Annotated in this window: 10 protein-coding genes; 1 reads left to right on the top strand and 9 read right to left on the bottom strand. The window is 40.0% G+C overall.

Annotated features, from left to right (window positions below; genetic code table 11):
• Window position 1: 1 nt before the first annotated feature.
• The 7 genes from dndD to HW273_RS10970 all read right to left on the bottom strand — a co-directional run bounded on the left by dndD (window position 2) and on the right by HW273_RS10970 (window position 13,336).
• The gene (gene dndD, locus HW273_RS10940; RefSeq protein ID WP_179012283.1) at window positions 2-1,954 is read right to left on the bottom strand and encodes a DNA sulfur modification protein DndD; all 1,953 of its coding nucleotides are present in this window, start codon (window positions 1,952-1,954) and stop codon (window positions 2-4) included.
• The gene (gene dndC, locus HW273_RS10945) at window positions 1,951-3,477 is read right to left on the bottom strand and encodes a DNA phosphorothioation system sulfurtransferase DndC (protein ID WP_179012285.1); all 1,527 of its coding nucleotides are present in this window, start codon (window positions 3,475-3,477) and stop codon (window positions 1,951-1,953) included. Before dndC ends, dndD begins: the two co-directional genes overlap by 4 nt.
• 10 nt (window positions 3,478-3,487) lie before the next feature.
• Window positions 3,488-4,567 carry a DNA sulfur modification protein DndB gene (gene dndB, locus HW273_RS10950; protein WP_179012287.1) on the bottom strand — a complete coding sequence of 360 codons (1,080 nt, stop codon included), beginning with the start codon at window positions 4,565-4,567 and terminating at the stop codon, window positions 3,488-3,490.
• 85 nt (window positions 4,568-4,652) lie between these two features.
• Window positions 4,653-9,998, bottom strand: a complete 5,346-nt coding sequence (locus tag HW273_RS11605; protein WP_179012289.1) for a helicase HerA domain-containing protein — start codon at window positions 9,996-9,998, stop codon at window positions 4,653-4,655.
• Entirely contained in the window at window positions 9,979-11,394 is a 1,416-nt protein-coding gene (gene dptG / locus HW273_RS10960; RefSeq protein WP_179012291.1) for a DNA phosphorothioation-dependent restriction protein DptG, read from the bottom strand. The genes HW273_RS11605 and dptG overlap by 20 nt, the downstream gene beginning before the upstream one ends.
• The gene (gene dptF, locus HW273_RS10965) at window positions 11,391-13,115 is read right to left on the bottom strand and encodes a DNA phosphorothioation-dependent restriction protein DptF (RefSeq protein WP_179012292.1); all 1,725 of its coding nucleotides are present in this window, start codon (window positions 13,113-13,115) and stop codon (window positions 11,391-11,393) included. Before dptF ends, dptG begins: the two co-directional genes overlap by 4 nt.
• 17 nt (window positions 13,116-13,132) lie before the next feature.
• A complete protein-coding gene (locus tag HW273_RS10970) occupies window positions 13,133-13,336 on the bottom strand; it encodes a helix-turn-helix domain-containing protein (protein WP_179012551.1) in 204 nt (67 codons plus the stop codon).
• Window positions 13,337-13,992: 656 nt separating this feature from the next.
• On the opposite strand from HW273_RS10970, the gene HW273_RS10975 reads away from it, so the two are divergent.
• Complete coding sequence (locus HW273_RS10975) at window positions 13,993-15,237, top strand: IS256 family transposase (RefSeq protein ID WP_179012295.1); 1,245 nt, start codon at window positions 13,993-13,995, stop codon at window positions 15,235-15,237.
• A gap of 321 nt (window positions 15,238-15,558) precedes the next feature.
• Here HW273_RS10975 and HW273_RS10980 read toward each other — a convergent pair whose 3' ends face one another.
• A complete protein-coding gene (locus HW273_RS10980; RefSeq protein ID WP_179012297.1) occupies window positions 15,559-15,849 on the bottom strand; it encodes a hypothetical protein in 291 nt (96 codons plus the stop codon).
• A gap of 99 nt (window positions 15,850-15,948) precedes the next feature.
• The gene (locus HW273_RS10985) at window positions 15,949-16,569 is read right to left on the bottom strand and encodes a caspase family protein (protein ID WP_179012299.1); all 621 of its coding nucleotides are present in this window, start codon (window positions 16,567-16,569) and stop codon (window positions 15,949-15,951) included.
• Window positions 16,570-17,013: the final 444 nt, after the last annotated feature.

Consider the following 17,013-nt stretch of genomic DNA (forward strand, 5'->3'; position numbering starts at 1 on the left):
ATCATTTTTCGTCACCCACAAAATATCCCCTCAGAATAGTTGTACTCTTACTCTCATCATCATAGCAGAGTGTGAACTCATCCCCAACATTTTCCTTCATCAGCTGGTAGTAGTTCTGATCAATCTCAGAGTCGGTTGAAAGAATGATTGTCTGCTCACTCGCCTGAGGGAAATAAGTCTGAATCAATGATTTACGATGATTCGAATCCAACCTTGAAAGAGGAGTATCTATAATAACTGGAAGCTTTTTCTTTGAACAAATTGCCAACCCCCAAAGGATTGAGATTACCATCAGCTGATTTTCCCCTGCAGACAAAGCAGTCTTTTCTACTTCCACGCCATCCTTATTCAGATAAGTAAGATCCAGCGTTACCGGATCCATTGTGATCTGATCAATCAGGTTCTTCTTATTAGCCAGTTTCTTATAGCAGGATGTTATCGTTTCTCCTAAAAGACCTGTCTTTTTTCTCTGCAGACGTACTGAGAACTCATTCAGTACCCTTACCGCCATCTCGGAATATTTGATGTCACGCTTCTTATCATCATCTGCTTCGAGATTGTCAAGCAGCACAGAAACATTTTTATTGAACTCAGACGTTGCCTTCATCAGCTCGCCGTTAGCAGTACTCCTCTTCTGTTCAAGAATAGCCAGATCTGCCTCAGTATCTCTGATTTGCTGCTCCATAAGGCGGATATCGGTATAGACCTTTTTGAGTTCCTCTTCATTGATATCAATGGAAAGGTAGTTCTCAATCTCATCTGATTTCTTACTCAATTTGCTCTGTCGATCCAGCTCCTGCGCAGCACTCTCTACAGTATTAGACAGGCCACCATCTATTAACTGACGTGCCTGAAGCAATGAATTGTCTGAAAGATTATAGACTGGTTTAACTAAATTGTTCGCAGAGTCAGTATCAAGGTAATTTATAAATGAAGATACCTGTTCCGCATCTTTATTTTTCTTTATGTACTTGGTAAATACGCTATTCACATATGTAACTGCCTGTTTCCTTACAGCTACCTCTTTTTCTTTCACAGCTTGCTCAATGATATTATTCAGAAGATCCCTTACCAATATCAGCGGAAGTTCTCCTGCCGCCAACTGAGAAAGATTTTCTCTGCTCTGCTGTCTTTGAGCCTGTACCTCTGCTCTTTGAGCCAGCAATCCATCTCTTTTACCGACAACATCTCCGCCTCGGGCAGAATAATCCAGTTTCTTTTGTTCGCACTGTTCTTTTAATGTTGCGAGCTTTGCATCCTTCGTAGTAATCTCTGCTTCTACCTGGCTGAATTTTTCCTCAGCATTTTCTTTCAGGGTTCGAAGCCTATCAATTTCTTTTGTTTCTGCTGATGCACTTACGGCTTTCTGAAGCTTTCTTATGTTCCTATGCATATCGCTGTTCAGTGTATCCAGGATAGAAATCCCCAGCATAGCTCTGATTGACTCTTTAAGCTGAGAATTCGTATTATCAACCGCAAGCTCTGCTATCTTTTCGCCATCAAAGAAGAAGAAATTAGAAAGTGCACTGGGAAGAATATTCTCAACAAACATTGACCAGTTTTCAGTAAGAAATGAATTATAGGATCCATTCTTCAGAACATGTATCTCTTCTGTTGTGCGGACTTTATTTACTGCAGACCATTCTCTCCTGATCATGTAAAGATCTCGGTCCGCATTATTTAGATCAAATTCCAACTCCACATAAGTTTTCTTGGTTCCATCAGAAAGGTTTACAAATGAGCGCAAATACTGTCCATATATATTAAATGAGCTTTCTTTATACGCAAAGGAATTAGCGCCATAGAGAGAAAGCAATACAGCTTCAAGAAAAGTAGTTTTCCCTCGTCCATTCAAACCACCGATCAGGACAATTGGCTTTTTCCCTGAGAATTCAAATGTGTTTGTAGATGCATACACGCCAAAATTATGCATCGTTAAGCGTTTAATAATCATGCGTCTACATCCTCGTACTCTGTTCTCGCAGCATATGAGGTACCATGCTCACGAACATACTCTTCAAGAAACTTTTCATCGTATTTACCACCAACGTCCTTCTGACGATTAACCCTTTTTAAATAGAACTTCGTGGCGTCTTCTTCATTTTTATAAAAAGTCTTTCTTACACAGCCATCTAATTTTTCAATGATTCCCTTACGTTCTGCCATACCATTTGCTTCAACTTCAACGTCGATGAGACTAGCCATTAACTCAGGCATCAGTTCCTCGTCTCCATATAAGTCATGGCAGGTATCCATCAGAATATCCCATTCTTCTTTTCCAAAAGACTCGGAACCAATCCATTCAGGATCTACAAACTCTTTTCCGATAACTTCCTTATAGATTCTGGGTACAGCGTCATCGAATTCACGCTTCTCATTTACCCAGATTCTTCTAATGACTCTCAACTCCAGAATCGTAATCAGTTCCAGATTCTTAAAGTCCTCCGGACCGTGCTCCTGAATATTTTTCTGCATCGTCAAAAGTTCACGTAGCCACTTCTCCCGCACTTCTTTCTTATATGGGCCGTGATAAAGCTGTCCGTAGCTTCCCTGCAATGAGCCATTCATTCTTCTGAAGCTGCGGCGTTTTCGATCGCCATCCTCTGATCCGAATTCATTTCTGAAATTTAGAAGCGGCGTCATCCAAGCCTTCTCGTCATCATTTGCTATCATTGCTTCCATGGACTTATCTTTTTCGACCATGGTGCATACCCAACATCCAAAGCGGCTTTTCCCGCAGCTCGGGAGATTCTTTTCTGCCTGCAAAGGACATTCATTATCAGCTGTGGCACCACGATACAGAGTCAGCAGATCCATGTTGGAATAACCCCATGGATTTTTGTACTGCATCAGGAATACCCATACATCATCATCGGTCCAATCTTCCAAAGGAGAAAAGACAAGCTCGTTCTCCAGGGTCGGATTAGGACTTAAGAGTTTACGAACCCTTTTCTTCTCATAAAAGGCTATCGTCCGAGCACGGCGAGAACTTTCTGCCTTTCTTGTTCCTAATACAAGAATGATCTCTCCGTGCTCCGCTATGCGGTCCTTAATAAACTTATTCACCGGCTGAATTTTCAGGCGGTCCGTACACCATCTATACTTAAGTCGCGGGAACGGATACCCCCTTCCAATCAAGTTCACCCAGAAGGTATTATTGACTTCCGGAGTAAGGCGATGCGTAACAAATGGTAGATGATTAGCTCCAGCCTCGGCCTCCATCTTCTCCAGGGATTTTTCTACCCACTTTGATACAAGCGGCGATTCAACCAATGTATCTGTATTGATAATATGGATTGGCTTAAGCCTCTTTTCTTCAGGTAACTCTTTTATCGCAAGCCAGACAAGTTCAAGGGTCGCTGTGCTGTCCTTTCCCCCTGAATATCCAATAACCCACGGAATAGAGTCTGCAAGATAAAGATTCCTAACCGTCTCCATCATTCCTTCAATTGTTTCCTTCGTGATACTACTAGACATAATTCTCCAATCACTTAACTATGATCTTCTTAAAATTCTCTTCCGCGGATTTTTCGTCGTCCGAAAGAGGAATGCCGATCTTCTCTTTTATCGTATTCGCAATCAAAATTGCTGCATGTTTATTTGTGATAATCCGGCCATTTTCTCGGATTGCCCGCATCTGCCATTGCTTGGCATTTCGCTTCCAGTTGATTTTCCTAAGACCCTCCAGCTTTCCTTCGATATTAGATTCAGAATGTTCAAAGAAATAACGCCCGACTCTTCCCAGAGCCTGAATCACGATCCCTTGGGTTGCAATATAGTTCTCTCTCAAATCGACTTTGGAAATCTCCTTTGACTGAAGTTCATTCCACTGAACCATGTTATTAGCCACGGAATCCCAGAATCTTTGTAGAAATGCTTCATCGCGCTTCTTATTCTGAATATCCCCAGTTTGGAATATATATTTATTCGCCGTATAGAACGTGTTTAACGTAAATAAGTTCGAAGAGTATTTGCCTAAAATATCCTTTTCCTTATCCGTGTAGGCATTCAAAAAGTCATTTGCGTTAACCACATTCCGGGTAATCACAGCAAGCGTATCTCTAGAATCGTATAACTCAGAAATAGAATTTGAAGTTTTGACAGCGTTTTTATTTAAATCTGTAAAAATCTGCTGGCTTCTCGCCAGTCCCTTGTCTTCAAAAAAAACAATAGGAATGGTCTCATTATCCAGAGTTTCATCTTCCTTGAGTGCTTCTAGTATAGCGGCTTTCCTGTGCTGACCATCATTAATCAGGAATCTGGCATCCATTGAAACCTCAAGAACACCGGTATCCCTGTTCTCGTTATTGGGCCTGAATGAAAACTTTCCATCAATGGAAGTAGCCAGGGCTGAAAACACATAATTATCGCGATTATCAAGAATATATCTGCTTATAACAGGAACCCTCGCCTCATTCAGTTTCCGCTGTGCACGGTATTCTGGTAAAACATATTCCTCATCGTTCGGGAACAAACGTGAAATCATTTTTAGTGGAACCATCGCGATGTAGTATTCTCTTCTTGCTTGTATGCCTCGCACTACCGGAAATTTGTATACGTAATCCATATCATCCTCACAAAGAAGCAGTATACTTAAGTATACTGCTTCTTTACTCTTTATTCAACCTGTTATTGTATTTTGCAAGATGCGCTTATTCTTCGCCTTTGATAAGCTTCCAAAAAGGCAAATCTTCAAGGTATATTGGTTTGCCAGTTCCAATTCTAACAATACTGTTATGCATCTTAAGTTGCTTAATGTCGTTAAATAGTTTTTGCTCCTCCTTACTCTTTGGTTCTGTGTTAAAAACGAAATCTACATTAGAAGGATTAAAATCTGCTACACAGTGAACTACCCAGGTAAGAATATATTTTGCGTAATTATCTTCTCCTGTTTCAAAATGTTTTAAGAACTGCGTCGACAGTATCGTACCAACACCAAATTCACGTCCCTCCTTAAGGATCCTTTTTAGCGCTGGAAAATCCTTACTCATAAAGTTATCCGCTTCATCAACTAATATGAACTTTGTGAGTTGACGAAGCTTGCCGTCTAATTTACTTGAACCATATGTCTGCATCTGAGAATAGAACAGATTCAACGTGATGGCCACTACAAGATCCTGTATATCGTCCTGCCCAGCAAATCCGGACAAATCCACCACCACCACACCATTTAATAAATCGTACAGTGACTTTGTTTTATTTGCATCCGGTTCGAATATTTCAAAATCATGCAGTTTTGACATTGCAGCAAACAATGAGTCGTTTTTCTTAATGTCATCATCATCCATGTAGATGTTAAAAACATCCTCGAATGTTGGTGGTGTACTTGACCACGTTGATGCATTTGCCGGAGTAATTCCTTTACTCTGATATGCAGCTGTCATGCACTGCATCAAGATGCTGTCTTGTTTAGGGCCAAGGTTAAATACCGTTGATAATGTTTCTTTGAAAGCATTGGCTGTATGTATTGGTAATAGGTTCTTTTTGCCTCCACCTTCGATCAAGCTAAGTGGATTAAACGGTAAATGATACGGAGCCACAATAAGCGGATGAACCGCATCTACAAAATCAGGTTTTGTATCGTTATAGTCGCCTTTATAATCGAAAATAAGTATTCCAAGCGGAGCTCCATCCACATTATTCGAAGCATTACGATACAATTGGGTAATCAAAGACTTCGTAAACTGAGTCTTTCCTGTTCCCATCGTTCCGATAATACCTGTATTGGTATGGAATACCTGCCGAGTATCATTTGGATACCAAAAAACAGGTGAACCATCCATCCTGTTATTACCGAATTTAACTCTAATTCCATTTCCAAGTTTGACAACATCAGATTTGTCTGTCTTTGGCTCCGGAAGTTCTGGTTTCTCCGGCTCGTCTGGTATCTCTGGTTGTTCGGGTTTTGTTGCAAAAGGTTCCGGCTGATCTGACAATATAGGTTTTACCGGGTCATCTTTTTCATCATATGGCGTTGATTTTATACTCTCCCCATTTCCGTTCAGATCATCTACCTGCATTTTCCCAAGTGGCACAATTCCACTACCAGGATTTCTTAGGATTTCAGAAATATTGTTCACATCTTTAAGTATCAGATTATATTCATCAGCTTCGGGCAACTCCAAAAAGTTAATTGCATCTTCCTTAAAGGATGTTGTGCGTTCCAAGAGTCCTTTCTTAAAAGATAAAACCGCCCCTTTCCCAAGAAGATCTCGGATGTTAGTAGATACGGTAAACTCTTCGTTTAAAAGCTGCTCTCTGAAGGTATCCAGTACAATATTCCAATCCTGTGAATCATCCACATGATAAACCTGCATTTTTTTGCAGCTATTAATAACCAGCTGCATCATAAAATTACGATTCACTTTATACATGATGGAATCTTTGTCTTCATCCGGATTAAAAGCATTCTGCAAGCCATCCGCTGTATGCGCAGCTTGTTCAAATGCCTTTGAGATAACGGATGGTGCATTATTCCCAGTCTTCACTTCCGTCGGATAAAAATATACCCTCAGTTGGCCTTTGTTCTGATGTATACCAACAAAAAGCAAATCGTCGCTCGTTGAACCTTTTTCAAATCCAAGATTCTTTGCTGATAAAATCCCATCATTCTGTGACAGACCTACCCCTCCTGACACTCTGAGCATCTCCTCCATAGAGATCGGCACCCATAGAATATCTGAATGCTTCAGATAGGCAAGCATCAATTTAATAGCTGCAATAATGCTTATTTTCTCGCGAGAGAAGGTGGAATCCTTATTTACTCCTACCATCCGTTTTGAAGAAACCAGTCTGAGTAACCAGTCACCATTTATGGCATTAAAAAGATTAATTATTCTTCCAACGTCAGAAGGCTGTGCCATCACTCCTTTATCAGCCAGGTACTCCTGAATGACATTGGCATATTGTTTGGATTTATGAGTAACAGTAATCGCATCATATCCGCTGCTTGAAGTGTACTGATCGCTATAATGAATAATCAGAAGATCATTCCCGGCTTCTTTTTCACAGAAGAAATCCAGATCAACCTTTGGATCTACGAATACTACCCAATTTGAAGACTGATAAATATAATTCATTTTGTCTTCGGCATCATCGTTGATCTGAGTAGAAATACTTACACCTGGCTGATATGGATTTCCGGAGTCGCTCACCTGACTCAGTGAATTTATCAGTTCTGCCAATTTCTCCAATTCGGACTTTTTGGCATATTTAGATCCAAATCCGGTACGATACTTCTGACCATATCTGCTCGATGGAACACCTGATAATAATCCGCCAAGAGAAACGCCTGTTGCGATTTGATCCATCGTGGCGATCTCAGAAGTCACCTCAGATTCCATCTCGTAAAAAGTAATATGGGCATATTTATAATTATTCCCACTATCCTCGATAAAGAAACAATGAACGTTCTTAGCGATAATTCCTTCAAGATTATTCATTGCTGTGCCTGAATCAATAGATAGTTTCTGATCATCCAGGAACCTTTTTAGCTCAATTCTATTCTTTAAGAAATTGAATGAATTATCCAAGGTATCATTTGAATAAACCCTTATTTCGAATTTAAGTAATTTATCTACATCGGGAGTACGCTTTACGGCATGACAATAGTACTGAGCTATGCCTTGAAGAATTTCTCTACAATCGCCCATATTAATGAGATTTATCTTTATTACACGGTTATTTATCTCATCAAATATATAGCGGAAATGACTTGTGAATTCCTCAACTTTATCTTCCACCAATTTTGCTACGTATCTCCGCCCGCCCATATATTTGCGATTCTTTGCCGGGGCATAGTACTTCCATTCAAGAGAATATGTTTGGTCAGAGACCTTATAAACAGTTCGCTTTCTCTGAATGTATGGCAATAAATATATAGAATTCAGCCTGTCAATGACGACATCAGACGCATGTTCCATATCATGCTCATTTAGTAACAACAGTTGATAGGCAACATTCAACGGATGAAACGGTGTTAAAAGAATTTCCGATGCATCATTTCCAACAATAAGCATTCCAAGCTGCAAAGCATTCTGCTGCTCTAGCGTCAATGTCATACGCTCTTTTAGTTGGGCGAATTCATTTATAAATGCATTGAGATATTGTTCAGCTGCGCTCTTGAGTTCTTCATCTCCAATATATGCCAATGTTGGAGTAGTCTCTTTTCCTTTAAATGCATCAAGATAATTTAAATAAGATGACTTCAAGGCTGAGCTAAGTTGCAAGTCGACTACTTGAATCTTCGGATTTTTATTATCTTGATCATCATTTATAATGCCAGTTGACACCCTGCAATTGATCATCGTATTTTCAATATTCAGTTCCCTTGCCAAGTGTCCTTTAACAAAGTATTCCTGTGAATCCCTCTGGATTTGTCCATCACCAGACAAGTTAAAGCTATTGTGGTATGATAACTTGTCTCTCAGTATTCTCCTTCCAGTAATTTCTTGGCTTTTTGCTTCATCAGGATAAAGGACAAACGGCACAAGAACTCCTGCAAAATTTATATCCAGACTGATTCCATTTCCATAATTGGAAAGTTCATCCTCTGTTGAGGTTAGCGTCAGCCGAGTTCTATAGTCACAGTCATATTGCTTGTTATCTTCCAGCTTCTCTGGAACAACCGTCTCGCCTGTTTGGTTAAAGCTTAAATCTGTTCCAATCCCTAATAATTTGATCCTGCATTTTTTCTTATTCTTGTTGGAATCTATTACAAAAGAAGTTTTGATCGTCGGCATCATGTACTGCGCCGAAATATTTAGGATACAAACTTTTAATACATAGGTAATCTTGTTTGTCTCATCAGAGATAGTTATTCTATGAAACCCTGTCTGCTCATCCTCGAAACTAAAAATAAATGCATTTTTATCGCGTTCGCAGGCATTTGCATCAGAATTCACTCCAGAATTTAGAATCCGAATGTTACAATCCACTTTCAAGTGAACAACAGGATAACTGTCCGCATTAAAAATCAAGATATTCTTCGTGCGTTTTTTTGCCTTCTGAGACCCCTCGTTTCGAATAAAGAGTTCGACGTCATCAACATATTGATTCAGCTCCATATCCCGGTAGGCATAAATATTTTCTTTTTCAATTAATAATGGCTTATCCTTCTTAGCTTGCTTACGCTCCATAGCAGCAAGTACCTGTGCATATGTTAATAATCTGCTCCATTGTTCGGTATTCTTATTCTTTCTGGAAATAATGTTGTTAATGAATCGATCATCAAAGTCAGCAGATAAATCAGTCTCTACATTCCCAAAGTGCACACTTCGGTCTATTCTCTCGAAAAGTTCATGATCTCTTCGAATCTCCTTCTTGATCTGATTCTCCCCATAGGTATCAAATTCAGTTTTTCCATTGATATAAAAAAGACGGAATCCCGGAAATACGCTTTCATCTATACTTCCACTGCTCATAATTGCCAGCAACTCTTTATATTCGTAAAGTGAAGCTTTATCGCTAAATACGTCTTCTTCCCTACGATCCAGCTCATACTTGAGAATATTTTTTTCCACCAAAGACAACGTTGTACTCGTGGAAATCATTTCTCTTATTTCAGAAACCAAATTGTCAGCATAAAAGGGCATGCCTTTTGCGGACATATCTCTAGATCCACTAAGAGCGCTGTCAATTGGTCTTGCAGTCACCATCAGCAACGGTTTTCTCTCTTCATTTGCAGCATTCCGGAGTGATGCGCCAAGAAAATCACTCGTCATATTGGGATCCTGTGCGGCAACAATCACTTCGTTGTCTTTTACACGGATTGTAAATGTCGAATACATGGAACCATCCATGCAATAATAAGAATACTTGCCCTTGTTTCCGTTTTTATCTAATAACGTCTCTAGCGCATGGCTTACTTTTTGAACCATGTCGTCATCGTCAAGTTTTAAGCAGAAACTCTCTCCTGGTAGTAGCATTCCAGCACCAGATTGCTCCTGGAAATACTGATTTATTCTGTTTGCAATAAACTCATAAAATTCGTTTAACATACTGTGCATCCCCGCTATCGCTCTTTTTATCCAAAAGATTCAGCTTTGTGAAGAACTCCTGAAGCAATGCCTTTGATGTGTTGTCCAGGTAGATTCCTCTTGTTTCATATTCTTTAAACAAGTCCACCAATCTGATGCGTTCCTTATCTTGTATAGATATTTTGGTTAGAAAAATAATGTCGCTTTCTGTTAAATTGAAAACCAATCCACTTTTACGCCTGTTCTTGAGCCATCTATTTCTATAAAATTCAGTTAATTTCTCAACATAGAAATCATTTGCCCTTTTTCGTTCAGTATTCTGGAATTGAACAAGCACACAACCAAATAAATGTCTAATAGCTGAATCCGTTTCACTGAAGCTTTCCTCATTCTGAACCTGATCAAACTTTTTGTAATCACCCACTGCATCTATATATTGATTTTCAATCTTCTTGACCTCTGATGCAGTGGCATGATCATCTAATAGGCCTCCTTTAACGTAATCCGCAATCTTTTTGTAATCCAGCATCTCATTTGGCTCTTCTGTTTGGTTCAAAAGCTCCAACGTGACTGCGTGGCTGAATATATGTGACACATTTTCTTGGAGTTTTCGCCATCCTCCGGTGCAGCATTTTCTATTCGCACTTACCTTCTCCCAATCAAGAGCAAAATATATTTCTACTGGAGCATTCCGATTAGCGCTCCCAAAGTGATCGAGCATAATGCAGGTTTGCGAGGTATAGTACAAGTAATATAGAGAAATCAGATTAGAAAGGTCTTCTGGGGAAGTCATTCCATTTTCCAACATATAACGAAAATCACGTTCGAACTTTATTGAAGCGTCATCAAAAATCCTAAAATATACAGGATCATTTTTAGTAGAAACGCTTTGTTCTGTTCCCAGACACTCTGTCATCAATCTTTCCAGCGCATTATATGGATAATTCTTCATCGCTATCTTAATGGCTTCTAAAACATTGTCATCGATATCAAATACATCTCGAAGAAATTGTGCCAGTCTTACGGCGCTTTTGTTTTGAGAATCTCCCTGAAATGCATATAGCCCGATGTTATCCGCAATGAACTCATTATCCTTATAAAAAAGAGAACTTATTATTTTTTTTAGAGGCTCTTCATCTTTGGACTCAACATCTACCTCATCAAGTATCTTTTTCCATACATGTTCAAACGAAGTATCAGGGGAACTTACTCTTAGTGATTCCTTAATAAAATCAGCAATCGCCTCAGCCATATTTACAACTAGAGGTGATGCGGTTTTTCCACTAGCTTTATAAGGGAACAGATGAAATCTCTGATCTTGTGTATGTGTGATCCGAAGGGAGTCAGCACTCTTCTCTTCGGTTGATTTCCAATTGAATTTTTCCTTAAATGCTTCTTCAGAAATGATATATTTCATCGGATCACCTCATACTTATAGCCAAATTTCGTTCTTAACAGTGCTGAATGTTCACCATTCTCAGATAACACAAAGACTTCGTTATTGGCATTTCCAGTATTCAAAATTCTGTTAACGAAGCTAATAAAATCTGCATGATTGCTTCTATCGCTTGCTGTATGCACGTAGCCATTGTTTAATCTAACCAATAACTTATAAAGCTGAAAATCAATATTTAAGAAAACCGGTTGCTGATTTTCCGACTCATATCCGATTAGAAGTTCTGGAGAAAACCTTTGAAGTTCCTCTGCATTATTTTCGGCTGGTATGCATTCCAGATTCTCTTCAAATTCAACCTCTTCGTATAGCGAATATTTGTTATTCCGTAAATCCAGACAGACATGATGTTTTCCGTCTGTTCCACACCACTGCATTACAGCTTTTTGAACTGCATTGTATATTGAACCGAGTTTTTTTCTTTTCCCGGCATTAAAAATATATAAGTCGTGTATGTAATATTGATATACATAATCATTGAAATTATTATTCTCCATAGCGTTGATTCTGATCAAGGTTTTAAAAAGTTCGGCTTTAATTTCTCTGTCCTGATTAATAGTTTTTATACATTCAGGTTGCAGAATGTACTCCCCGTATTCTCTATCTTTAAAATTTTCCTTCAGAATATGAGAGCAATCAGTTGCTACGTAATACTCAACAGCAAAGTCATCCCCTGCCTCATTTCTTTCTAGGAGGGGATCATTTTTCTTTACAATGTTCATTAGCTTCGAAACACCATCTTGATCAAAAATCAGATTAGGTGTCATATCAGCCACAAATAATTTCATCGCACTTTCTGTATTGGAAAGGGAATCATTGAGTTTATTGTAAGTGAAATCTTGCGGGACAGTAATATCATAAAAATAATTCAGAATTTCTCGTGTAGTGAGTATCTCCTTTTCTTTGACAATTGCCCTCACAAGTAAATCCGCCACAGATTTACGAATAATTTCTTTTTGCATGAACATATAGTTGTAGCGAACCGGGCACTTCTTCTGAAGAGGGCATTGCCCACATCCATGCTGAAATGCCTGAAGAAATGGACTTTCATCCTCAGATCCAAATATCTTTTCCAAGATCTCCTCAATATATTTTGACCTTGCGCCTGCAGAGGACAGGGTAAACAACTGGTAGTCTGCAAAACTCACATGCTGGAAATGGCTCGATTCCTCATAATGGTTATCTACGACATCATTGGTAAGAATGCTATGACTTTCAACATATTCTTTGAGTCTCGTAAATCTTTGGCCAAATTCCGACTCAATGAAATTATTTAATACACCCAAATTAATTGCCAGGATCATGTTTTCACCCGGCATCTCAAGTTTTTCATCTGAAAAACCGTCCAGCACTTCATTCAGTGTTTCAACGGCAGTCTTACTTGGCGAACTACTTTCCGTGGCATCATTATGAATTCGAAATCCATCAAGCAAATTCTCCTCATTGCAATTCTTTAAATACGAAAGTATATGAGATTTACCATCTCCAGCACTGCCGCATAGCAGAAACAGGCTCTTGATTTCACCAGTCCTTACATCACGAAGAATACTTTTCAGATCATCCTCCACATTTCTGCGGATATGCATATATCTTTTAAATTCATCGAAGCTCTTCTCACTATCGATAGAATCGCTAGACGATTTTCTAAGTCGATTCAATTCGTCAACTAATGCACAAACTCCCATTATGAATTCTCCCTCTATTAGCTTCTGGTGAAATTAATAATGTCACCAAAATCGCATCCGAGCTTATCGCAGATCTTCCCCAACACTTCAAGCGATACAGGCTCACCTTTTCCCATCTTGGCTAGTGTACTAGTGCTGATTCCCACTTTCTGAACCAGATCCATTTTCTTCATGTTCTTATCAATCAGTAATTTCCATAAACCGTTATATGACACAATCATGATGACGCTCCATTTATCAAATGATGGAAATACAAAAGCACATGCATATATTAGCATTAATTTATGTAAATTCATATATAATTCTTCGCAACCGCAAAACATATTTTGGCTATATCAGATCAAAGGTATCAGACCAAAATGCACACCTGGCATGACTTGGTTATACCGAATGACGAGTAATACCGAACCCTTACTGAAATGCTTTAAAAACGTGGATTTTATGAAATGAATTCGGTATTACTTTTTATTGGTTTTCGCTACGAAGAAGTGTTTTTGTTCAGTGATAGACAGATATTTCGATATTACTTTTCATTTCAAGCCATAGAGCCCGCGGATCGATTCTTCATTCGTTATTTCCTGTACTGGCTTTTTGTTGCCCATAATTCTTAAAACTTCGTCTGAGATTCATGGATTGTGCTTTGTTGAGTTTTAAGCATTGCCTTCTTTTTTGAGATGAGTTCGATTAGTTGAGGCAATTGATACACTGGGGCAAGGCTGATGATATCGGCTTTTCCCCTTATCCGCGTTATATCGTGGCATTTGTGCATGTCAATACAGAGTCAGGGGCGAAAGTATGAAAGTTTTTCTGTAAAAACGGAATAAGGAATTCCTTCAGGCTCTCCTGTGATATACACTAATCACAGGAGGCCTTTACTATGGCAAAAAGAGAAAAGAAACCCGTCCACAAAGTCGTGATGACCGAAGGCAAACGCCAGATCATCCAGCAACTCCTACAGGAATACGACATTGAGACTGCCGAGGATATCCAGGATGCTCTCAAAGACCTGCTCGGCGGTACCCTCAAGGAGATGATGGAAGCCGAGATGAATGAGCACCTCGGATATGAAAAATTCGAGCGCTTCGACTCCGACGACTACCGTAACGGCTACAAGGAAAAGACTGTCAACTCCAGCTACGGTTCCATGCGAATCGACGTCCCGCAGGATCGCAAGTTCACGTTTGAGCCCAAAGTCGTCAAGAAGCGGCAGAAAGACATTTCTGACATCGATCAGAAGATCATCTCCATATATGCCAAGGGGATGACCACCCGTCAGACCTCCGACACGCTCATGGATATCTATGGTTTTGCGGCCTCTGAGGGCTTCATATCGGACGTGACGGATAAGATCCTGCCCCAGATCGAGGACTGGCAGAACCGGCCCTTCGACGACATCTACCCCGTCCTCTACATCGACGCAATTCACTACTCCGTCCGGGATAATGGGATCATTCGGAGGATGACGGCTTACGTCATCCTCGGGATCAGCTGCGAAGGAAAGAAAGACGTCCTGACGATCGAGGTCGGCGATAACGAGAATGCCAAGTACTGGCTGGCCGTCCTCAACAGCCTTAAGAACCGTGAGGTTAAGGATATCCTGATCATCTGCACTGACGGGCTGACTGGGATCCGCGAGGCGATCCAGACGGCTTTCCCGAAGACAGAATATCAGCGCTGCATCGTCCGCCAGGTTCGGAACACTTTAAAATACGTGGCAGGCAAAGACCGCAAGGCCTTCGCCAATGACCTCAAAACGATCTATAATACTCCCAACGAGGAACAGGAGCGCGCCAACCGGGACCGGATCACAGAAAAGTGGTCGGAGAAATATCCGAACGCCCTGAAACGCTGGGAACGCGACAGGGATGTCATCACTCCGATCTTCAAGTTTTCCGCAAATGTGAGAACTGTCATCTACACGACGAACGCGATCGAGAGTTTGAACGCCACATACCGCAAGCTGAACCGTCAGAGAAGCATTTTCCCCAGTGCCCAGGCTCTTCTGAAGGCCCTGTATCTGGCCACCTTTGAAGCTGCGAAAAAATGGAGCATGCCAATCCGGAACTGGGGGCAGGGTTACGGCGAGCTGTCGATCATGTACGAAGACCGGCTTCCCGAATGATACGATAAACAGCCGAAACGAGCGGATTTCTCCGCCCGCTGTTGACATGTCAACCTGTATCCGTTATAAAATAAGCAACCATCTGAAGGCCGATAACGCTGCTTTTTGTAATCCCTCAGGCATAAATCCTATCACAGGAAATCCTATTTACAGAGATTCCTTCACACACTCGATATGAAAATCCGAGCGCTTCGACTCCCACGACTACCGTAACGGCTACAAGGAAAAAACTTTCATACTCTCGATTATTTATCTTTTCAACATCCATTTTGCCATTTCTAATCACTTCAATATACACCCTCAAAGCAGCTCTAAATTCTGTTACCACCTTTGGCTCATGGTTTTTACTTTATTATAAACCCAAACACCAGTGCCAACAGCTGCTACACCTGCTACAGTAATTATGGTTCCTTTTTTATGCTGTTTTACAAACTGCAATGTTTTAACACCAATGCCCTGTGCCTGCTCTGCTGCTGGTAAGTCAATCGGCTTAAGGTGCTTTGCTATTTGTCCCTTATTAGGACCGATTGCCCATCTTACTACGCTGCCAATTCTACGATATACTCCAGTCGCCAATCCTGTAGCTATATCATCTAGAATAAAAAAAGGCATCTTGTGCAATTGCCATATAATGTACCTCCTAGTTTATTTTCATACTGGGCTTTGTAAATTTCGCGAACAAATTCTATTACTATTTCTGTATAGCTTATTCTATTCTCTTACAACCACGTTGGGATTATGTAGAAATTCTCCCATTTGAACCGGGATATCATCAAAACACCATCTATAATTTTTAAACTTGAACCCCATTTCCAAAACCTGTTCAAGAATAAAATGCTCCATATCCTCATCTTTATTAAAATAAATTCCGCCGACTTTCTCACTTTTTTGCTTGGTATAGATCCTCATAAGCTCAGAAATATTTTTCCCTAGTATCTTGCTTAAAAATAACAAAGTTCCTGCTGAATAGTTATTCCTGATGCACTGATAAATTTGTTCGTTTATTTCATCATCTGTCATTGTATTAAAGTAAAAATCATTATTTAAAGATGTGTTTTTCCACGGTATCTGTTCTCCTTGTGTCATTTCAATAACATCATTACGAACTTCCTTGAACATATCCTCTATTTTAATATTAGGTCTAATTATATTCGGCAATAAACATTTCGTATAAACACTGTTTCCCCCTTCTGCCGAATCCGCTCTTGCAACTTTATTTGGTGCTGTAGCAAAAGCAATTAGTGTACCATTTCCAGCCGCTATTTCTGTTAATCCATTTCCCACAAAACCTTTTGCAAAATCCACGGATGACCTGCATGCATCTAATATCATAATTTTTCAATCTCTCTCTTTGGCATTAGCCTCTTCCTTCCTACATACATCCATTCCACTGCCTACAAACACCCAAAATGGTCGAATTGCCGGATTGGTTGTCATCACTTTCCGTTTTCTAAAAATCATCCAAAAATACCTGACATCTAATTCACTGTCTCAAATCGTGACATCTAATACGAGGTCACAACCTGACACATATTTTGCAGTGGATATGTTTCCATATAAAATAACCGGGCCTTTCCAGAAGTCAGGCTACTAATCCCAACTTCCGAAAAATCCCGGAAACACGCCGCTTTCTGGCACTTGATTTTATTTTCATGACATCAGTACTACCGTCTCCACATGGCACGATACCTTCTGATTGATGTCAGGTTCTGTTCCCGTTCGCGGAAACATATCCTGTCAAAACGGGAACAAGTCCACACCTCTGATATCGCGCAT

The organism is Oribacterium sp. oral taxon 102, assembly GCF_013394775.1.
GTDB lineage: Bacteria > Bacillota > Clostridia > Lachnospirales > Lachnospiraceae > Oribacterium.

What these genes read in the sequence shown, in the direction of transcription:
- dndD (WP_179012283.1), bottom strand. Translation starts at nt 1,954, where the DNA reads ATGATTATTAAACGCTTAACGATGCATAATTTTGGCGTGTATGCATCT.
- dndC (WP_179012285.1), bottom strand. Translation starts at nt 3,477, where the DNA reads ATGTCTAGTAGTATCACGAAGGAAACAATTGAAGGAATGATGGAGACG.
- dndB (WP_179012287.1), bottom strand. Translation starts at nt 4,567, where the DNA reads ATGGATTACGTATACAAATTTCCGGTAGTGCGAGGCATACAAGCAAGA.
- HW273_RS11605 (WP_179012289.1), bottom strand. Translation starts at nt 9,998, where the DNA reads ATGTTAAACGAATTTTATGAGTTTATTGCAAACAGAATAAATCAGTAT.
- dptG (WP_179012291.1), bottom strand. Translation starts at nt 11,394, where the DNA reads ATGAAATATATCATTTCTGAAGAAGCATTTAAGGAAAAATTCAATTGG.
- dptF (WP_179012292.1), bottom strand. Translation starts at nt 13,115, where the DNA reads ATGGGAGTTTGTGCATTAGTTGACGAATTGAATCGACTTAGAAAATCG.
- HW273_RS10970 (WP_179012551.1), bottom strand. Translation starts at nt 13,336, where the DNA reads ATGATTGTGTCATATAACGGTTTATGGAAATTACTGATTGATAAGAAC.
- HW273_RS10975 (WP_179012295.1), top strand. Translation starts at nt 13,993, where the DNA reads ATGGCAAAAAGAGAAAAGAAACCCGTCCACAAAGTCGTGATGACCGAA.
- HW273_RS10980 (WP_179012297.1), bottom strand. Translation starts at nt 15,849, where the DNA reads ATGCCTTTTTTTATTCTAGATGATATAGCTACAGGATTGGCGACTGGA.
- HW273_RS10985 (WP_179012299.1), bottom strand. Translation starts at nt 16,569, where the DNA reads ATGATATTAGATGCATGCAGGTCATCCGTGGATTTTGCAAAAGGTTTT.